At 42.5% G+C, this 18,404-nt stretch carries 20 protein-coding genes; 18 read left to right on the top strand and 2 right to left on the bottom strand.

Going from position 1 to position 18,404, the window contains the following annotated elements:
- Positions 1–332 precede the first annotated feature (332 nt).
- The 3 genes from PQ463_RS07935 to PQ463_RS07925 all read left to right on the top strand — a co-directional run bounded on the left by PQ463_RS07935 (position 333) and on the right by PQ463_RS07925 (position 2,860).
- Positions 333–1,016, top strand: a complete 684-nt coding sequence (locus tag PQ463_RS07935) for a Crp/Fnr family transcriptional regulator (protein ID WP_111376259.1) — start codon at positions 333–335, stop codon at positions 1,014–1,016.
- A gap of 126 nt (positions 1,017–1,142) precedes the next feature.
- Entirely contained in the window at positions 1,143–1,925 is a 783-nt protein-coding gene (locus PQ463_RS07930) for a YoaK family protein (RefSeq protein ID WP_337992882.1), read from the top strand.
- Positions 1,926–2,092: 167 nt separating this feature from the next.
- Complete coding sequence (locus PQ463_RS07925; RefSeq protein ID WP_111376258.1) at positions 2,093–2,860, top strand: HD domain-containing protein; 768 nt, start codon at positions 2,093–2,095, stop codon at positions 2,858–2,860.
- A 232-nt stretch (positions 2,861–3,092) separates the two neighbouring features.
- On the opposite strand, the gene PQ463_RS07920 is transcribed toward PQ463_RS07925, so the two are convergent.
- On the bottom strand, positions 3,093–3,533 hold the full coding sequence (locus PQ463_RS07920; protein ID WP_274257109.1) for a hypothetical protein: 441 nt from the start codon (positions 3,531–3,533) through the stop codon (positions 3,093–3,095).
- Between the two features lie 257 nt (positions 3,534–3,790).
- On the opposite strand from PQ463_RS07920, the gene PQ463_RS07915 reads away from it, so the two are divergent.
- Positions 3,791–4,471, top strand: coding sequence for an aspartate/glutamate racemase family protein (locus PQ463_RS07915; protein WP_111376256.1), 681 nt, complete (start codon positions 3,791–3,793; stop codon positions 4,469–4,471).
- A 78-nt stretch (positions 4,472–4,549) separates the two neighbouring features.
- Here the strand turns inward: PQ463_RS07915 and PQ463_RS07910 are convergent, their stop codons facing one another.
- Positions 4,550–5,530, bottom strand: coding sequence for an AraC family transcriptional regulator (locus tag PQ463_RS07910; protein ID WP_274257108.1), 981 nt, complete (start codon positions 5,528–5,530; stop codon positions 4,550–4,552).
- A gap of 234 nt (positions 5,531–5,764) precedes the next feature.
- On the opposite strand from PQ463_RS07910, the gene PQ463_RS07905 reads away from it, so the two are divergent.
- The 14 genes from PQ463_RS07905 to PQ463_RS07840 all read left to right on the top strand — a co-directional run bounded on the left by PQ463_RS07905 (position 5,765) and on the right by PQ463_RS07840 (position 18,401).
- A complete protein-coding gene (locus PQ463_RS07905; RefSeq protein WP_274257107.1) occupies positions 5,765–6,970 on the top strand; it encodes an FAD-dependent oxidoreductase in 1,206 nt (401 codons plus the stop codon).
- A gap of 177 nt (positions 6,971–7,147) precedes the next feature.
- Positions 7,148–8,695, top strand: a complete 1,548-nt coding sequence (locus tag PQ463_RS07900; RefSeq protein ID WP_274257106.1) for an alkaline phosphatase family protein — start codon at positions 7,148–7,150, stop codon at positions 8,693–8,695.
- 528 nt (positions 8,696–9,223) lie between these two features.
- Positions 9,224–9,520, top strand: coding sequence for a hypothetical protein (locus PQ463_RS07895; protein ID WP_274257105.1), 297 nt, complete (start codon positions 9,224–9,226; stop codon positions 9,518–9,520).
- Between the two features lie 260 nt (positions 9,521–9,780).
- Complete coding sequence (locus PQ463_RS07890; RefSeq protein WP_274257104.1) at positions 9,781–10,707, top strand: hypothetical protein; 927 nt, start codon at positions 9,781–9,783, stop codon at positions 10,705–10,707.
- A gap of 52 nt (positions 10,708–10,759) precedes the next feature.
- Complete coding sequence (locus tag PQ463_RS07885; RefSeq protein WP_274257103.1) at positions 10,760–11,509, top strand: hypothetical protein; 750 nt, start codon at positions 10,760–10,762, stop codon at positions 11,507–11,509.
- Positions 11,510–12,067: 558 nt separating this feature from the next.
- Positions 12,068–12,412: a YoaK family protein gene (locus PQ463_RS07880; RefSeq protein ID WP_337992881.1), complete on the top strand. Its 345-nt coding sequence runs from the start codon at positions 12,068–12,070 to the stop codon at positions 12,410–12,412.
- Positions 12,385–12,618: a hypothetical protein gene (locus PQ463_RS07875; protein WP_274258012.1), complete on the top strand. Its 234-nt coding sequence runs from the start codon at positions 12,385–12,387 to the stop codon at positions 12,616–12,618. Before PQ463_RS07880 ends, PQ463_RS07875 begins: the two co-directional genes overlap by 28 nt.
- A 78-nt stretch (positions 12,619–12,696) precedes the next feature.
- Positions 12,697–13,140, top strand: a complete 444-nt coding sequence (locus PQ463_RS07870) for a hypothetical protein (RefSeq protein WP_274257102.1) — start codon at positions 12,697–12,699, stop codon at positions 13,138–13,140.
- Between the two features lie 211 nt (positions 13,141–13,351).
- Positions 13,352–13,615 carry a DUF4134 domain-containing protein gene (locus PQ463_RS07865; protein ID WP_239452901.1) on the top strand — a complete coding sequence of 88 codons (264 nt, stop codon included), beginning with the start codon at positions 13,352–13,354 and terminating at the stop codon, positions 13,613–13,615.
- Entirely contained in the window at positions 13,615–13,929 is a 315-nt protein-coding gene (locus PQ463_RS07860) for a DUF4133 domain-containing protein (RefSeq protein WP_274257101.1), read from the top strand. The genes PQ463_RS07865 and PQ463_RS07860 overlap by 1 nt, the downstream gene beginning before the upstream one ends.
- A gap of 27 nt (positions 13,930–13,956) precedes the next feature.
- A complete protein-coding gene (locus tag PQ463_RS07855; protein ID WP_274257100.1) occupies positions 13,957–16,446 on the top strand; it encodes a TraG family conjugative transposon ATPase in 2,490 nt (829 codons plus the stop codon).
- Positions 16,443–17,129, top strand: coding sequence for a conjugal transfer protein TraI (locus PQ463_RS07850; RefSeq protein ID WP_274257099.1), 687 nt, complete (start codon positions 16,443–16,445; stop codon positions 17,127–17,129). The genes PQ463_RS07855 and PQ463_RS07850 overlap by 4 nt, the downstream gene beginning before the upstream one ends.
- Positions 17,130–17,140: 11 nt before the next feature.
- The gene (locus tag PQ463_RS07845; RefSeq protein WP_111376245.1) at positions 17,141–17,761 is read left to right on the top strand and encodes a hypothetical protein; all 621 of its coding nucleotides are present in this window, start codon (positions 17,141–17,143) and stop codon (positions 17,759–17,761) included.
- A 4-nt stretch (positions 17,762–17,765) separates the two neighbouring features.
- Positions 17,766–18,401, top strand: a complete 636-nt coding sequence (locus PQ463_RS07840; RefSeq protein ID WP_274257934.1) for a TerB family tellurite resistance protein — start codon at positions 17,766–17,768, stop codon at positions 18,399–18,401.
- Positions 18,402–18,404: the final 3 nt, after the last annotated feature.

The following is an 18,404-nucleotide window of genomic DNA, read 5'->3' as shown; positions in this document are numbered from 1 at the left end:
CTATAGCGCTTGCACTGGCTGTTTTTTCTGTGTTTTTATCGGCCAGCATTCAGATTAGATAGGATTTCTTTAAATTCCCTTATGGCTCTTTCATTGGACAATAGGTGCGACGTTAGAGATTTCTTCATTGGCAGATTCTTTAAAGCTTTTAAAATTTGCGGCGGAGCGGTCTGCAAGGCACAACGGCATATGCCGGCTTATCATTTCAGGGGGCAATGCTGCAAAAGCAAAAGGTTTCGAAATCGATCCAGCTGATTGGAACGGCATATAAAACTTGATTTAAATCAAGTTTTATATGGAGTAGGGAAAAATATTGTAGCTTTGATACAGCTATGATTTCAAAATTCATCTTCAATAACCAGTATATTTTAAATGAGCTGCCCCAAAGCGATAGGGACCTGCTTGAAAAGGTGATGCAAAGCAGAAAGTATGCTAAAAACCAGACAGTATTTACCGAAGGGACGCTGCCTACAGGCATTTTTTATATTCAGACAGGCAAGATCAAAAAGCACAAGGTCGATAATGATGGAAGGGAGCAGATTATTTACATCTACAGTTCAGGAGAGTTTTTCGGCTATACGGCCATACTAAGCGAGAAGGCATATGGAGATAACGCTGTGGCCATTGAAAATTCAGTCATTTCATTTATATCCAAAGAGGATTTTTTTAATATTCTTAATAATTCTGCAGTGTTTTCGCGCCTGCTTTTAAAATGCCTCAGCCATGAGTTTAGCGTGGTGGCAAATCTAATGGCTGTTTTATCGCAGCGGACCGTAAGGGAGCGCGTGGCGCTTAGCCTATTGATTCTGCATGATAAATATAAAACAGATGATGGCCAGAAAAATGTTTTTATTACCCTTTCCAGGGGAGATCTGGCCAAAATGGTAGGCACTGTAAATGAAACTCTGGCAAGGGTGCTCCATGATTTTAAGAATGAAAATCTTATATGGATGGAAGGGCGCAAGATCCAGCTGGTTAATTTCCAGCAATTGATCCGCATAGCCAATTTTTATTGATGGCAAGGCTATGAAGGTTAACTGATCTGGCCAGGCTGGGCGGAATTTTGTTTGAAGAGAGGAAAGCTGCCCCTTCTTTGCAGCAATATGTTAAGGAGGCAAAAAGAAAAATTGCCCTATTTACAAATGAAAGGCATTTTAAAAGTAATGCTTCGCCAACTTATAAAAGCACTGCTGGAAATGTTTAAGCACCGAGGAAAAAAAAGAAGTTTGAGGCACAATCTAAAAATTGCCGCCCTTCTCTCGTCTGTTGCCGGGATGGTAAATGTGGCAGGTTTTTTTTCAGTGCAGACCCTTACCACCAATGTGACGGGCCATTTTGCGTTTTTTGTAGATGAAATCTTCAAGCTTGATCTCTTAGCGGCATTGACGTGCTTTGGCTATATATTTTTCTTTTTTATGGGCTCTTTCACATCGAGCCTTCTAATGGAGCTGGTAGTGCGCAAAAGAGAAAATATCGTGCATCTTATTCCTGCCTGCATTGAGATTGCAATTTTATTTTTTATTGCCTTCTTTGGAGATGGCTTAAAGGCCGTTTTTCCAAATTTAATTTCCTTTATTCTGCTTTTTGCAATGGGAATGCAGAATTCTTTTGTTACAAGAATCTCAAATTCCGTAGTGAGAACCACCCATTTAACCGGCCTATTTACCGATTTGGGCATTGAGCTGTCCCAGCTTTTCTTTTATAGGGAGCAAAATAGGAAAGCTGAACTTTCCTCTTCAATTAAGCTGCGGATAATTATTATCAGCTTTTTTTTCATTGGAGGCATTACAGGAGGCGTTTTTTATTCAAAAATAGGGCTGCAGGCATTATTTCTTGGAGGACTTATATTGTTTGCGGGCTTAATTTATGACAATATTAAGCTAAATGTAATCCTGCTTGCGCGCAAATTAAAAAGAAAACAATAGCAGATCAAATCCAATCCGATCTAATCTAATCTAATCTAATCTAATCTAATCTAATCTAATATAATCTAATCTAATCTAATCTAATCTAATCTAATATAATCTAATCTAATCTAATCTAATCTAATCTAATCTAATCTAAAATATAAGTTCTATTAAATCTTACCAAAATGGAGTATAAATATTATATCAGCAGCCACAACGGCATCGAAACGCTCTATAGAATTAAAGAAGGCAGAATTGGAGATTCTGCAGGCACTTTGGAATCTTTTCAAAATGGACGGTGGAATGGCGATTTGAGCTCCTTAAAATCTTTTATGAGCAGGTATGCTTCCGGCTGGCTCGATGAAGGCGACGCCATGGATTATAAGACAGCCATAAGGGCATTAGGAAAAAAAGTGGATGAGGCCAGAAGTTTTGCGGCTGAAAAGCATGGAAACCAGAAATATGGAAAATACCCCTATGAGGTGCACCTTGTAAATGCAGTTAGCGTATTGCTGCGCAATGGCATTTTGCCTGACACTGAAATGAATATCGATTTATGGAGCAGCGCTTGGCTGCATGATGTGCTGGAAGATACAGATACGGACAGGGATGAAATAATTGACAGGTTTGGGATACATATTTTTGAAATAGTATGGTCCCTGACTGATGGCAAGGGGGAAAACAGGAAAGAAAGGAAACAGGCAATGTATGAAAAAATAGTCCTGAACCAGAATGCAATCATAATCAAACTCGCTGATAGGATTGCGAATCTGGAATTCAGCATCATTGGCAATAATCAGGAAAAAATCAAGCTGTATGCCGATGAAAATGATGAATTGAACAGCTATTTGGCCGGCAGGATTACTGAAAAAGAAGGGCTGGTGCTGCTGGATTATCTCAATGGCCTGGTTGGCAGAATGAAACTGCAGCACTATAACAGATTGGCTCCATAAAATCTTCACTAGCAGATTCATATCGGAGAGTGCCTGTTAAATCATCGGAAGGAGGGAAATCCAGAGAAGCGATGGCTCAGATTTTTTTAGGCATATGCAATGCTTTTTTATGAGCTCTTCCCGCTATACGCTGCACGTGAGCGTTAGCGGACTGGCGAAGCAAGTTCCGGCGCACTATTTTGGGCACGGATCAGGCAAATGTGCCGGGCCGAAATTGGTTGGCGCAAAATTTTCAGCCGTTTATTTTGTCCATATGGTAGCGCGAGAGCCATTTTTCCATTTTCTGGAGCGGCTGTATTTCTTCAGGGCTGCCTGTGGGGTCCAAAAGCCCTGTTATGGTCCTTGAGCAATGGAATTTTTTATCTTCAAAAAGACAGGTGAACCTGGGGAATTCGTTGTGGGATACCAGCCATTGGTTCTGCTCTGTCTTTTTTATTTCAAACTTCTTCATTTTTCTTAAGCTTTCCAGCATCTTCAGGAATTCCAATGAAGCAATGTTTCGGAATTTTCTAAGAGTGTAGATTGTATAGTGCAAAATTAATGGAATATTGCCGGCATTGGATGCTTTAAATGGAGAGATTGTTTTTTTTTTTTTGGAGTTTTTTCCGCTTTTCGGTTTACCCGATCTATGGCGGACTGGGGAAGGAATCTTTTTTGGCCAGCTGTGTATCAATTTTATATGATGATATTTTTTTGGAGCTTTCTTCCCCGTGCCATCGGATTTTCTCTAATGCCTAGACCGCGGTGACAATATTGATGAAATTGCGGGCAAGGTTAAAAGGCAGTATTTTGTGTAAATTAGCAGACGTAAAACGGCCAAAGTTATCTATGTCTTTTGGAAGAGATGTGTTTAATGATCATTTAAAATGAGAGCATCGGCTCTGAAATCGGCAGGCAGTTGCAGGCTAAACAGCCATAAATTAAGAAAACATGAGAAAAATAGGATTGGTAGGCGGCATAAGCTGGGTGTCAACATTGGATTATTACAAGTTTATCAACGAAGGTGTAAATGCAAGGCTGGGCGGACTGAATGCCGCCCAGTGCATCATCTATTCCCTTAATTTTGGGGATGTTCAGGCCAAAAGCTGGGAAAATTCCTTTGAATTACTGTTGGAGGCCTGTGAAAGCCTTAAAAGAAGCGGGGCAGAAGGCATTGCCCTATGCGCCAATACAGCGCACCTTTTTGCAGACAGGCTTCAGCAAACCGTGAGACTGCCCATTATCCATATAGGGGAAGAGACCGCAAAGGCCGTGAAGAGGCAGGGGCTTAAAAAAGTGGGATTGCTGGGCACAAAGTTTACCATGGAGATGGATTTTTATGCCGGCAAGATGCAAGAGCATGGACTGGAGATGCTGATACCCGAAAAAGAAGAAACAAGGGATTATATCCAATATACGCTAAAAGAAGAGCTGGGTGTTGGACTTATCAATCCTGAAACCAAAGCCAGCTATATTGCCATTGCCAATGATCTTGTTGTCCGTGGTGCAGAATGCATCATTCTGGGCTGTACGGAAATCCCAATGCTCATCAGCGAGGATGATTTTGCAGTGCCGGTTTTTGATACCGCAAAAATACATTCGCAGGCCATCGTGGATTATATGCTTTCATGAGGCGTTTTCCCAGATTGAGAACAGTTAGTGTTAGTGAGAACAGGTGTTTTTATGTAATAAAGAAACAGCTATACTGACTTATCTAGAGCGTCTAACCTGGCTTGGGGCAATGCCGAACTTTTTTTTAAATGCATTGCTAAAGTGCTGCAATGAATAGTAGCCCAATTCAAATGCGATTTCAGAAGCCAGTTTTCTGCCGTCAAGCAGATCGTTTTTTGCCAGCTCTAAACGCAAGTCAGACAGGTAGGAGAAGGCTGTCTGATTAAACATTTCTTTAAAACCCCGCTTCAGCTTGTATTCGTTTATTCCTGCTATTTTGGCCAATTCAGCCAGTGTGGGAGGCGACTCAACATTTTTACCCAGATAATCGCGGGCAAATACGATCCGCTCTTTGTCGTAATCATGTTTTATGTATTGGGATTTTGAATTTTGAAAAGCATTGAATGATTCCGCCTGGAGAACAAGCAGCTCAATTGTTTTGGATAGAAGAAACAATCTTTTTAATCCGCTGGAGTACTCACAATTCAAAATAGAATTGATGCAGGTCTGTATGGGCAGATTGATATTGAGATTGGAATTTGAAAAAGCCGAAGGGGTTCCCGAAGCTATTTTGCCGGCAAACCTTTTAAGGGATTCATTCCCGTCTTTGGACATTCTCAAAAAAGAATTCTTTTCGAATTGAATCATAAATGACTTCATCCGCAATTCATCAAATTTCATTTTGCCTTCAGCATTGGTGCCATAGAATAAATTGTGCTGATTTTTATTCAGCTCAAAAGAATTGTCCATTCCATCCTGTTTGATGGAGGTTCTTCCCTGAAGGTTAAAATGCATGGCTACCAATTCCGTATCTCCTTTCCAGTCCAGTTCGACAGGGCTGTCAAGATTAGTTTCAGAATATAGAATCTTGATGCCGTCAAAAAGCCATTGCCTGCCCGTTACTTGCCCAAAAGGCAGGTTCATTTCAAAAACGTCTTCTTTGAAGCCGTGATTGCTAAAATCATTTTCATCAAAGGCTATTTCAAGCGCCTTTTTATCATTTTTTAATTCAAATCCCATTGCTCCTTAATTTGCCAGCCTGACTCCTTTTTTTGCAACTCCGTTTTCTGCAAGCTTGATAGTTTTGCATAATGACAAAGCAAGGAACAGACAAATACAAATTTAGAAAAAACTCCGCAGACTGATGCTTTCCAGAACGATTATTGAAACTATGGCTTGCAGGAAAAGAGATACAATGGGGAAACTCAGGGTATTGCTGGATCAGTGTTTTGCGCTAATTATTTAAGGAATAAAATGGATTATAAATCAAATAGAAAAGCAATGGATAAAAAAGCGATTATAATAGGCGCGGGCGCAGCAGGGCCAATACTGGCTCTACAGCTGAAAAAAATAGGCTTTGAGCCTGAAATATTTGAATCGAGATCAGAAGAGAATATAAAAGAGGGCGCCTTTTTAGGCGTCACTCCCAATGGTCTTAATGTATTGAAAGAATTTGTTGATTTGAAGCTGCTCAAAGAAGATTATACTCCCGGTTCGATGAAATTTTTTAATTCCAAAGGAAGACAGATAGCAGAACTGGGCACGGCCTATCAGAAGCAGCAGTATGGAGCTGAGACCATTCAGATTAAAAGGGCAAACCTGAACCGATATGTCCGGATGGCGGCAAAAGCTGCAGGTATAACAATAAACTATAATAAAAAATTTCTAAGGTATAGTGAGGCAGACAGAAAAGTGACCGCATATTTTGCTGACGGAACTGAAGCCGTAGGCGATATTATGATAGGCTGTGACGGAATGTTTTCCGAGGTTAGAAAACAGCTGTTTCCTGGAGTTTCCGCTCTCAAATACACCAAACTTATCTCAACTGGCGGCTATGCGAAGATTCCTGAACTTTCAGAGCCGTTGGATTCAATACAGATGACTTTTGGCGAAAGGGGATTTTTTGCCTATTCGGTTTCTGATAAGGGGGAAGTCTGGTGGTTCAACAATTACTTTAGAGAGCTGCAGCCAAAGCGGCAGGAAATGGAAAAAACGCTAAAAGCCGAAATTCAGAAACATTTAATAGATGTACATAAAAATGATGATCCTCTGTTCTCTAAAATAATAAAAAATAGCCATGAGATTATTGCCTATCCGATTTACGATGTGCCTAAGCTTCTGCATTGGCATAAAGGCAGGGTCTGCCTTATTGGAGATGCGGCGCATGGCATTTCTCCTCATATTGGACAGGGAGCATCATTGGCTCTAGAAGACACAATTGCAATTGCCGAGTCATTAAAATTGCATGGCGACTACAGCACTGCGTTTCGGATTTTTCAGTCTGAACGCCAGCCCAGAGTAGAAAAAATAATAAAAAGCGCCAGAAAAACAGGCGATTCTAAAACCAGGAGCAATCCAATGGGAGCATGGTTTCGTGACCGCTTAATCGGTTTTTTTATAGGCAGGCAGATCCAAAGGCTTGATTGGATTTATGGCTGGATCTATTCACCCAAGAGTTAAATTTGAAGCGGTTAAAGACTGATAAAACGGCCATTCTTTTTTAGGATTAAAGCAATTTCAAGCTAGGATAAGTGCGCCTCTGGGGCCAGCTTTTAAAACAGGTAGAACTACTTGCGCAGGCTTGGCTTTAATTGTCGTAATTTACTTATATTTAATAACTTAAAAAACAGCTGGAATATGGAAAATGCAAACCAATTTGACGGACTGGAAACTTTTGAGCATATTGTGGTGCTTATGCTGGAGAACCGCTCATTTGACAATCTGTTAGGCTATCTCTATAAAAATGGCGAACTGCCGCCTGAAAAGCCTTTTGAAGGGCTTTATAATCCCAATATTGACTATGCGAACCCCATTCCCGCCAGAGCGGCGGGCTATCCAGAGAAAACGGACATTTCCCCTTCGCGGGCGGTGAGCTACTCGATGCCCTATCCGGATCCGGGTGAGGAATACCCCCATGTCAATACGCAGCTTTTCAATTCCATCATCCCTGAGAGCAATATAGGAGCGGCTGACTATAAAATGGCACCGCCTTATAATCTGCCGGCTTCCCCGGGCGAGCCCAGCATGAATGGCTTTGTCAACGATTACGAAAATACGCTCAGGTCAGCTTACAGCATTGATAATCCTACCTATGAACAGTATGAGGTGATCATGCAGTGCTTTGAGCCGGACCAGATTCCTGCAATGGCCACTTTAGCCAAAGAGTTTGCGGTTTTTGACCACTGGTACTGTTCGGTGCCGAGCCAGACCTACTGCAATCGGGCATTCTGGCATGCGGCAAGCTCAGGGGGAAAAGTGATTAATCCCCTTGGCGAGGATGGAACAGGTTTTCCAGGCATTGATGGCGATCTGCATGGGATGGATTCATGGATAAAGGATGTCTGGTCGCTGCCGACCATCTTTGACCGCATGAACGATAATAATGTTTCATGGAAGGTCTATTCGCCTATTGCGCCTTTAAGCCTGACCTATATAGTCAATGGAACCGGCGAGGGAAAAGACAATACGCACGGGCATCTCGATTTTTTCTTTGATCTGGAGTTTGGCACCCTGCCGCAATACTGCTTTGTGGAACCCCAGTTTCTGCATAAGCACAATGACCAGCATCCGTCGGCAGTGAACCATGAATTGGCTGTCGGGACGGTGAAGTTGGGAGACGAGCTCATCGGCGAAGTGTACAATGCCATCAGAAAAAGCCCCAAAAGGGACAAGATACTTTTCATCATCACCCATGACGAGCACGGAGGCTGCTATGACCATGTGGCGCCGCCAGGTACGGTACCGCCTGCTGCTGGCATGAAGGGGGAGTGCGGTTTCGGCTTTGACCGTCTAGGGGTGCGCGTTCCGATGATAATGGTGTCTTCCTATATCCAGCCGCAGACGGTAGTCAGCGGACAGTTTGAGCATGCATCATTCATAAAGACGGTTTGCCAGAAATGGCAGATGGATCCGCTGACCGATAGGGACAGGGATCCTGAGGTTTTGCCCTTTACAGAAGTCTTTTCTAATCAGAAAAGGGCAAATTGGCCTGAAATTCCATCAGGGATGGACTTAAGGGAGCTGCTTCCTGAACCGGACACCAGCGGGGATCCCTTAAACGGGCTTCAGAAAGCCATGCTAAGCAGCCTGCTGCATATTGAGAAGGCCAGAGCGCTGGGCAATACCCAAAAAGAAGAGATACAGACCATTGGCGATATGATGGAATTTATAAAAAGGTTCCAGTGACCAATTGCCGAATGCTTTAATTTATGAAGCCCCTGAAGACTTATGTTTTCAGGGGCTTTTTAAATCTTCGCAAAGCAAACGCCCTTTGTCTATTTTTGATTTTGGGCTCATTGAAGCGTTCAATATAGGGTCTGATAATTGGCTGCAGATGAATTAAATTAGGGGGCAGAAACCAGAGATTAGAGCGGCTAACCTCTGGAGCCAATGCGTAGAGTACCAAAAACATTTTTCTTTTTTCTGTTCTCAAAAATAACTGCCACCCAATTATTCCAGTACAATTTACGGCTTAATTTTCTGATAAAAAAATGATTTTAGTCTGGCCAATATGGTGGGCACCATTAACGAAACCCTGGCTAGGGTGCTTTATGATTTTAAAGATGAGAGGCTTAGCTGGATGGAAGACAGAAGGATATAGCTTCTGGATTTGCAGCAGCTGGCCAATGTCGCCAACTTTTAATTCGGATAAAGCCGATGATATCGGAATATAAATTATATATTAGCCACTTATGGTTTTAAATGCAAAAAGATATGGATCAGACGAATATAGGCAAGAAGCAGAACAAGAGCGAGTTTTTAGATCAGATGCTGATCGTTCTTGGCAGCGCTTATCCCAGAAGCCTTAGTTTTGAAGAGATGGCCGAAGCGCTTAGCAGCCCTTCTTCCTCTTGGTTTTCATCGGCCAACGGTATTGAAAATGAGACAAAAATCATGGAAGCCTTATTGGAATTGGAAAATTTTGGGCTTGCTGCCATAGATTCCGATACCGATGAAAGCTGCCTCACCATTTTAGGCCTGCAGCGCATAGCGGCAAAAAGTCCGATTTAGCGGATCTGCACTTCTTCTGTTTCCAATATCTTTTTTTTACTATGCCCTGGTCCATTGACGCGAATCTATCTAAAACCTTTACGGATATCGGATTGTTCCGGGCTGATTTATATCGGGCTGAATCCAGATTGTCTTTTTTCTGAAATTTGCATTGCACTGAGGGCGGTTTTGAGGGATCGGCAATTGGATTGCTGCAGAATGTGGCAGAATTGGAATGGTGTGCCGCCTAAAAATAAAATGCCTGTTATGGAAAAGCTTGTATGGATTTGAATGAGAGAAAAGTTAAGAAGCTTGCTGGGATTTTTATGCTGGCAGCGGGTCTGGCAATGGCCTTTTTTGACCTGAAAAGCGGAGCCAGAACAGTAGGTCCGCTTATAATTCCTGCTGTTTTTATCATTGTTGCGCTATCGATTCTTTTTAGGGGCATTTCAGGATGGTTTTCTCAAACAGCGATGCTGACGCTTCTAAGGCCAAAACCGCGATATGGATTTTTGGGCGTTTTTATTGCGACGCTTTCAATATTTTTCAGTGCAGGGTTTTTGGTGTTATTTTTTGCTGCTCAATTAAAATGGGATATCGGCCTGTCAGGCTGGATAGCCGTCTGCCTATCTGCATTTTTTGCGCTGGCTTTAATCCATGGTCTGATATTTGGGGCTGCGGTTTCCGAAAAGCGGCTCAAACTGATGCGGAAGAGGCGAAATAGGCTGTCTGCCGATGATAGGGGAATCACAGTTGAAATGCCGCTGTTTGACAAGAGCTGTTTTATGGCATGGCAGTCCATTGAAGCCATTGCCTATTACAATTATATTGCGGGCAGCGATTTTACAGAACATTATGCTGGGTATCGGCTTTATTTGAACGCCGTTCCGATCTATGCGAAATATGAAAAGCAGTTCTGGCTCAACAGGCTGTTTCCGAAAGATTCCCAAAGCAGAATAATAGACATTGGTGATGGGACGGAATGCTTTTGGGAAATGCCAAAAGTTGCGGCGAAATATTTAGGGACGAAAGCGGATATCGAGACCAAAGACGCAATGAAAAGCGCATTGGTCTCAAGAAGGACCTATAAAAGCGGAAATAAAGCCATAACCTCGGAGCATTGGAGGCCAAACGGCGGCGGGGAGGAAGAGATTATTTTCAACAGGTCCAATAGGATCCTCGATGAGATCAGGAAGAGCTGCCGATAGGAATTTACCCTAAAGGGAACTTATAGAATAGATAACCATAACAGCCAATTTGATGGCAAGAAGAAGGATAACCATGCTTTTATTGGGAGCTGCGCTTTTCATACTGTGTGCTGCAGTTTACTGGCTATCGGCATTGTATGGAAAAATGCGGTATGATGCCGCCTATAAAGATTACCGGATGGGCATCAGCGCGGAGAATTATGCCCTTGTTCCCGTCTCAAAAGCTGTTCCCCAGGACCTATTGTCTGAAAGGATAAATTTTGACACTGTAAACCATAAATTCATTCTCCCTTTAAAGCATCAGTATTATGATGAGCAGAAGAGCCTGGCCATAATTAGGAACTGCACCTATATATTTGATGCGAAGGGCGTCCTGCTTTCAAAAATAGAATCTGCAGAGGAAATGGGGCAGCAGACCGAGTTTGGCCATTGCGTGAAATTGGAGGACGTGCTCGGCGCTAAAAATGAAGCGGTCACGGTGGCGCATTTTCGGAAAGAGAAATGCACCCTGAACTTGAATCCTTTCAGGGGGCTTGGCAGCCCCAACGGACCGGGCAGAAATATGGCCTGGCAGGGCACTGCCTATATTGGTTTAAAGATGCAGAAGGAAGTTCTGAAGCTTAAGGATGGGGAAGTGTCGGCCAGGAATTTTTTCTCGAATAGATATGAAAGAAACGATTATGAACTGGGCATAAGCCTTTACCGGGTGCCGGTTGAATTTCAAAAAATCTCCTGCGTAAGCTTTTTGGTGAGGCGCAAAGCTTACGGGCCAAACGAGCTGTACATCATCCGATCAAGATAAATGGGCTTAAGGCTTTTTTTATCGCTTAAAGCAATGGGAATTTGTTTTTCAGTTTTCTTTTAAGTCCATTCGAACCTTTTTTCCACTGGGCTTAAACTTGATTTAAATCAAAAAAATAGTTCGGATTTTTATATTATTTTCGTATCTGAAGTTCATGGGATTAAGGGCGATTTTTAGGAGAATTTCAAGGAGCACTAAAATCGGACTTTTTTGTTATTATAGCCGCCGGAGATTAGCTTTTCTAATCTCTGGCTTCTTTTTAAAAGATCTAATCATTGTTCAGATTAACTACAACCAGCTATTTTTGAATCCTGCGGCATCCCCAAAAATCAGTTATTGGCATAACTTCGGAAATAATAAAAGTTTTTGGGGAGGCGCTGCCGGAAAGGGAACGCACCGTTTCTCAATGCATCGGGTGCCTGCTTGTTGCGTCTGAAAAAAAGATTTATAAAAAATGTTTATCCATCAGGGCAGAAAAAGAAATTCGAAGCACAATCTCCAGATTGCCTCACTGCTGTCTTTTGTTGCGGGAGCAGTCAATGCTGCCGGCTTTTTGCCATGGGGCTGCAGAACTCGCTGGTCACCAGAATTTCCAATGCTGTGGTGAGGACAACCCATCTCACAGGGCTCTTTACGGATCTAGGGATCGAGCTCTCCCAGCTGTTTTTTTATAGGGATGCGCAATCAAGGCGCAGGCTGTTTTCCTCCATTAGGCTCCGCTTTACGATAATCGGCTTTTTCTTTCTGGGAGGCATTGCAGGAGGCCTGCTGTATTCCAAAGTTGGGATCGCGGCCCTATTGTCCGCCGCGCTGCTTCTGGCCATAGGGATTCTTTATGATAATCTTAGGCTGAAAATTAGGCTGGCCAGAAGAAGATGCAGACAGAGGCAGAAGCGCAAGTAATCCGTAAATCCGCCATTGCTTTCGATAGTTGGGAGCCTGCTCTGATTTTGGAAGCAGTTCGGCCATTAAATTTAAAAGCATATGTACGCAGAAACTCCTGGAATGTTCCGGGAGTTTTTTTTTGCCATGGAATAAAGCAGGCTGTTGAAATCGGAGGGGTACTGAAAGGCACAGAAAAAGTTGTACTTGCAGGGGCCTTTGCGTAATTGTTCCTTTGTCCTGCAATGAAATCGGAATGGGTTCCGGTTTTCTGAAAGGATGTCTAATGTTTAAATGGGATGGTTATGCTTGGAGATGTTTCATGGAAGGCTTTTGTGATTGCAGCCACTGCTTTTCTTTTTTTGTGGTACGGCTATGTGTTTTTTCGGTATTATCCGAAGAATTTCATTTCGATTTTGAAAGGGGGCTTTAGGCGCCGATCTTTGGCTGCAGAGGACATGAAAAGCGATAGCCCATTTGCCAAGTTTAAAGAATCTTTCAGTACGCTTGAAGATGCAGAAGAGCTGTATTCCAAATTGTTGGATGCATTTGCTGAAAGCGATGCTAGAGGGGTATCCAAAACGGAATTCAAACATTATCTGCAGTTTGTGCTGTCTGAATACCCTTTTGTGAAGCAGTCCGCTTTGCGTGAAAAAATCAACTCCCTTGTCATTTCGGAGAGTCTTAAGTATCCGGAATTTGTTTTGGGCAGTCTGGAGATGGACAGTCTGTGGGAAAAGCAGCGATAAAAAATAGGCAGAGAAATTTCCCCTGTTCGCTCTAGTGCGTTATGGCGGTTTGTGACAAGGAGATAGAAGCTGTAGCAGCGGCATTTCTCTGCTTTTATTTCAAGTGATGGTTTAATTTAAATGATGGGAGATGAAAAGGTGGAATTGGAGATTGAAATTCTTATGGAGAAGGCTTAAAAATATATCGGACACTTTAGCACTGTCCCTGCTGATGCTTTATTCAGGGGCTCTTTACAGCCAGGATGGGGTGGCGGGCATCAATGAGGCCAACCAGAAGGTGCGCAGCTACTTTGATGCGGGCACCGAACTGATGTACGCTGTGGGAGCCATATTGGGGCTTATCGGAGCGGTGAAGGTGTACCAGAAGTGGAATGCGGGCGATCCCGATACGGGAAAGGTCGCCGCGGCATGGTTTGGCAGCTGCGTGTTTCTAGTGGTGGTGGCTACGGTCATTAAATCCTTTTTTGGGGTCTGATGGCAAACAGCGTTTACAGGATCAATAAGGGCATTAATCAAAGCATTGAATTTAAAGGCCTCAAAGCGCAGTATATCTGGTATTTAGGTTTTGGAATAGTGGCGCTTATGATACTTTTTGCCGTGCTTTTTATTGCGGGCGTGCCTTCCCTTGCATGTGTTGGGCTTATCGGAATTGCAGGGGCCTTTCTGGTCTTTAAGATATATAGAATGAGCGCCAAATATGGAGAGCATGGCTTGATGAAAGCCATAGCCTCAAAGCGCATTCCCAACTGCGTGAAGGTGCGCAGCAGGGGTGTTTATATAAAGCTGTAGCTATAGAACGTTAATTTATAGGAAAGGATGGAGAAGAGGATGGAAGAGCTCCTGCCGATTATGGCAGTGGAGCATGACTGCATATTGTCAAAACAAGGGGATATAACCTTAGTTTTTAAGGCGGATCTGCCTGAGATTTTTACGCTTTCAGATCAGGAATATGAAGCTTTCCACCAGTCGTGGATAAAAGCCATAAAGGTGCTGCCGAAGTTTTGCGTTTTCCATAAGCAGGACTGGTTTTTAGAAAGGAAATATAAAGCTGATTTCTCAAGCGGGGACAGCAGTTTTCTGACCCAAAGCAGCGAGCGTTTTTTTAACGAAAGGCCTTTTTTGGATCATTCCTGCTATATTATGCTGACCCAAAAGCCGCAGGGAAGGAGAAATGCAACCTCGCTGTTTTCTAATCTGCTCAGGAGTTCCATAGTTCCCGAGGAAACTTTAAAACCGCAGCTGCTGCAGGACTTTACAGATGTCTGCGGCCAGTTTAAAAGGATCATGGAGGACAGCGGATTCATAAAGCTGGTGCGTATGAAAAATGAATCGCTTAAAAGCGGGAGCAGAAGGATCGGGCTGGTGGAAAAGTATTGTTTTTTATCGGAGCGGGAAGATTCATTTGTTTTCAGCGATATCAGATTTGATGAAGGCTTGGAAGTGGGCGATAAACGCTGCCAGCTTTTTACCCTCGGCGATGCGGCCGATCTGCCGGGCCTATGCGGATCTAGAATCAATTTTGACCGCTATTCGACTGATAGAACCAAATTTAGCGTAGGATTTGCATCAGCTTTAGGGCAGCTTTTGTCGTGCAATCATATCTACAGCCAGTACATTTTTATTGAAGATGCTCAGAAAACCATTAGGAAGCTGGAAAGCAAGAGGCTTCGGCTCCAGTCGCTGTCGGCTTACAGCAGGGGAAATATGATTGCCAGAGATGCCGCTAATGATTTCCTGAATGAAGCCGTGTCTGAGCAGAGGCTTCCCGTAAAGGCCCATTTTAATGTGCTGGCATGGAGCACGGATAAAGAAGAGCTCAAGGACATTAAGAACAAGGTGTCATCAGCACTTGCCCAGATGGATGCGGCCGCCAAGCTGGAAACGGTTGGAGCCCCCCAGATTTATTGGGCTGGAATTCCAGGCAATGAAGGGGATTTTCCGATGAATGACACTTTTGACACTTTCACAGAGCAGGCGGTCTGTTTTCTGAACATGGAGACTGGCTGCAGATCTTCGCTGAGTCCTTGCGGTTTAAGGCTTGGAGACAGGCTGACCGGAAAACCGGTTCATGTGGATATCAGCGATGAGCCTGTTAGGAAGGGAATCTGCACGAATCGCAATAAGTTTATACTCGGGCCTTCGGGCAGCGGAAAATCCTTTTTTACCAACCATATGGTGAGAAGCTACTACGAGCAGGGAACGCATATAGTGCTGGTGGATGTCGGGCACAGCTACAAAGGGCTCTGCGATATGGTGGGCGGCTATTATTTCACGTACGATGAAAAGAATCCGATACGCTTTAACCCTTTTTATATTTCAGAAGGGGACTCTCTGGATACCGAGAAAAAAGAAAGCATTAAAACGCTGCTTTTGGCGCTGTGGAAAAAAGACGATGAAACCTTTAACCGAAGCGAGTATGTGGCGCTTTCAAATGCCCTACAGCTGTATTATGAAACGCTGGATGCCGATTCGGATATTTTCCCATGCTTTGACAGCTTTTATGAGTTTCTGAAAGAGGAGTTTGTTTTGATTCTGTCGGATGATAAGGTAAAGGAGAAGGATTTTGACGTGAATAACTTTCTATATGTATTGCGTCCCTATTATAAAGGAGGTGAGTTTGATTATCTGTTAAATGCAACAGAGAATCTGAATCTTCTGAAAGAAAGGCTTATTGTCTTCGAGTTGGATAATATCAAAGACCATCCGATTCTTTTTCCGGTGGTGACCATCATTATTATGGAAGTATTTATCAGTAAGATGCGAAAACTGAAAGGTGTCCGCAAGATGATACTCATTGAAGAGGCGTGGAAGGCAATTGCCAGGGAAGGAATGGCAGAATACATTAAGTATTTGTTTAAAACGGTAAGGAAGTTCTTTGGAGAGGCAGTTGTGGTTACGCAGGAAGTGGAGGATATTATTTCTTCTCCCATAGTAAAACAGGCCATCATCAATAACAGCGACTGCAAGATCCTTTTGGACCAGAGCAAATACCAGAACAAGTTTGATCAGATTCAGGAGCTTCTGGGACTGACCGAGAAAGAAAAAGCGCTTGTGCTTTCGGTAAACAAGGCCAATGATCCCAATAAGAAGTACAAAGAAGTTTTTATCTCCCTTGGTGGCATGCTTTCTAAAGTTTACAGAACCGAGGTATCCTTGGAGGAATATCTGGCATATACTACTGAAGAAAGCGAGAAAGTGAAAATGAATGCCTACGCCGAGAAGTTTGGCGGGGACATCAAAAAAGGAATAGCCGCAATGGCTCAGGATATGAGGGAAGGAAAACAATTAAATGAAAAGGAAAAATGAAAAAGAGATTAATTGCCAGTGCGGTCTGCCTGCTGCTTATCAGCACCCCTGTGAGACCTGCTGAAACGGCTGCAGTGCTGCCGATACTGGAAATTGTAAAGGCAGTAACAAAGAAAGTTATAAAAGCAATTGATCTGAGGATCCAGAGGCTGCAGAATAAGACCATATGGCTTCAGAATGCACAGAAAAAAGTTGAAAATGTCCTGTCAAAATTAAAGCTCGATGAGATATCGGACTGGACCCAGAAGCAGAAAGAACTTTACAAAGGCTATTACGAGGAACTCGCCAAAGTAAAATCAATCATAACCTATTATCAGAGGATAAAGGATGTCACTAAAAAACAGACCAGACTGGTTCACGAATATGAAAGGGCATGGAATCTTTTTAAAAAGGATGCCCATTTTAAAGAAAGCGAGATACAGTATATGGAGCGCGTTTATTCCGGAATTCTGGAAGAAAGCCTTAAGAACATCGACCAAATTTTTTTAATCCTGGATTCTTTCTCAACGCAGATGAGTGATTTGAAAAGGCTGGAAATTATCAATAGAGCTGCAGACCAGATCAACGCCAATTATGATGACCTGATGCTGTTTAACCAGCAGAATATAATGCTTAGCCTTCAAAGGGCTAAAACAGAAGCTGATGCAAATCAAGTCAAAGAATTTTACGGAATTCCGCAATAAAATTAAATATTATGAAAAAAGTAATCATACTGCTCTTCACGGGATTTCTTTTAAGTCAAGGAATTCACGCGCAGGCCAGGCAGAGAAAGGAACTGCTGCTGCAGATTGCTGCACTTCAGGTTTACATGGATTATGCTAAAAAAGGATATTCAGCTGTTTCGAAAAGTCTGAATTTCATTGGTGATGTAAAGAAGGGAGAAGTTAATCTCCATGGTGATTATTTTACATCGTTATTGAAGATTAATCCGAGGGTGAGAAACTATTATAAAACAGCAGAGATCATCTCCTTGCAGTTTAAGATAGTGAAAATGTATAAAAGCACTTATGCTAAACTCAAGACTGATGATTTATTTCAGGGAAATGAGCTCGATTATATTGCGCGTTCTTTTGAAAGGCTGCTAGAAAGCTGCAATGAAACTTTGGACCAGCTTCTGGTTCTTACAACTGATTCAGAACTGGAGCTTAAAGATGACCAAAGAATAGCGCGTATTGATGGGCTGCATAAAACGATGGTTGAGAATTACGATTTCTGTCTGTCTTTTAGCAATGAAGCAAAGTTACTGTCATTGTCAAAATCTCATGAAAAAAGAAGTGCTGAATCCGCACAAAGCATTTACGGACTTAAAAATTGACGCCATGAAAAGGATATTGATTTTAGTATTTCTGGTCTTTTTTGGATTTATCCCAAGCAGCATAAATGCGCAGTCGGCAGAAATCCAGCAGCTGATCTTAAACATTGAAAAACTCTCGCAGTTCAAAAAGATTCTCAGCGATATGAAAAAGGGTTATGAGCTGCTTTCAGGAGGCTACAAAACAGTTAAAGATATGACTGAAGGAAATTTCAGCCTTCATAAAACATTCTTGGATGCCCTTATGCAGGTAAGCCCAACGGTCAAGAATTACAAAAAGATAGGAGATATCGTGAACTTCCAGATATTGTTGGTAAAAGAAAGCAAAAAAGGACTTTCCAGATTTATAAAAAGTGAAAGTTTCAGCCAGCAGGAGATCAATTATTTTGAGAAAGTTTATGGAAACCTTTTGAATCAGAGTTTAAGAAACCTTGATGAACTCACTATGGCAATTACAGCTGATAAGCTGAGAATGTCAGACGATGAAAGGCTTCAGGCAATTGATGATATTTATATGGAGATGCAGGATAAACTGTTGTTTTTGAGGGGTTTTAATAAATCATCAAGCATGCTGGTGCTGCAGAGAGCAAAGGAAAAGAAAGATGTTTATGCTTCCAAAGAACTTCTTGATTTAAAAAATTAATGC

This window comes from Flavobacterium sp. KACC 22763 (assembly GCF_028736155.1).
In the GTDB taxonomy this organism is placed as follows: domain Bacteria; phylum Bacteroidota; class Bacteroidia; order Flavobacteriales; family Flavobacteriaceae; genus Flavobacterium.
Note: the sequence above shows the minus strand (reverse complement) of the source record. Positions and strands in the feature narration are given on the sequence as shown.

What these genes read in the sequence shown, in the direction of transcription:
- PQ463_RS07905 (WP_274257107.1), top strand. Translation starts at nt 5,765, where the DNA reads ATGGATTATAAATCAAATAGAAAAGCAATGGATAAAAAAGCGATTATA.
- PQ463_RS07930 (WP_337992882.1), top strand. Translation starts at nt 1,143, where the DNA reads ATGAAAGGCATTTTAAAAGTAATGCTTCGCCAACTTATAAAAGCACTG.
- PQ463_RS07925 (WP_111376258.1), top strand. Translation starts at nt 2,093, where the DNA reads ATGGAGTATAAATATTATATCAGCAGCCACAACGGCATCGAAACGCTC.
- PQ463_RS07865 (WP_239452901.1), top strand. Translation starts at nt 13,352, where the DNA reads ATGCTTTATTCAGGGGCTCTTTACAGCCAGGATGGGGTGGCGGGCATC.
- PQ463_RS07860 (WP_274257101.1), top strand. Translation starts at nt 13,615, where the DNA reads ATGGCAAACAGCGTTTACAGGATCAATAAGGGCATTAATCAAAGCATT.
- PQ463_RS07890 (WP_274257104.1), top strand. Translation starts at nt 9,781, where the DNA reads ATGGATTTGAATGAGAGAAAAGTTAAGAAGCTTGCTGGGATTTTTATG.
- PQ463_RS07855 (WP_274257100.1), top strand. Translation starts at nt 13,957, where the DNA reads ATGGAGAAGAGGATGGAAGAGCTCCTGCCGATTATGGCAGTGGAGCAT.
- PQ463_RS07895 (WP_274257105.1), top strand. Translation starts at nt 9,224, where the DNA reads ATGGATCAGACGAATATAGGCAAGAAGCAGAACAAGAGCGAGTTTTTA.
- PQ463_RS07870 (WP_274257102.1), top strand. Translation starts at nt 12,697, where the DNA reads ATGCTTGGAGATGTTTCATGGAAGGCTTTTGTGATTGCAGCCACTGCT.
- PQ463_RS07840 (WP_274257934.1), top strand. Translation starts at nt 17,766, where the DNA reads ATGAAAAGGATATTGATTTTAGTATTTCTGGTCTTTTTTGGATTTATC.
- PQ463_RS07910 (WP_274257108.1), bottom strand. Translation starts at nt 5,530, where the DNA reads ATGGGATTTGAATTAAAAAATGATAAAAAGGCGCTTGAAATAGCCTTT.
- PQ463_RS07915 (WP_111376256.1), top strand. Translation starts at nt 3,791, where the DNA reads ATGAGAAAAATAGGATTGGTAGGCGGCATAAGCTGGGTGTCAACATTG.
- PQ463_RS07845 (WP_111376245.1), top strand. Translation starts at nt 17,141, where the DNA reads ATGAAAAAAGTAATCATACTGCTCTTCACGGGATTTCTTTTAAGTCAA.
- PQ463_RS07935 (WP_111376259.1), top strand. Translation starts at nt 333, where the DNA reads ATGATTTCAAAATTCATCTTCAATAACCAGTATATTTTAAATGAGCTG.
- PQ463_RS07880 (WP_337992881.1), top strand. Translation starts at nt 12,068, where the DNA reads ATGGGGCTGCAGAACTCGCTGGTCACCAGAATTTCCAATGCTGTGGTG.
- PQ463_RS07875 (WP_274258012.1), top strand. Translation starts at nt 12,385, where the DNA reads ATGCAGACAGAGGCAGAAGCGCAAGTAATCCGTAAATCCGCCATTGCT.
- PQ463_RS07885 (WP_274257103.1), top strand. Translation starts at nt 10,760, where the DNA reads ATGGCAAGAAGAAGGATAACCATGCTTTTATTGGGAGCTGCGCTTTTC.
- PQ463_RS07850 (WP_274257099.1), top strand. Translation starts at nt 16,443, where the DNA reads ATGAAAAAGAGATTAATTGCCAGTGCGGTCTGCCTGCTGCTTATCAGC.
- PQ463_RS07900 (WP_274257106.1), top strand. Translation starts at nt 7,148, where the DNA reads ATGGAAAATGCAAACCAATTTGACGGACTGGAAACTTTTGAGCATATT.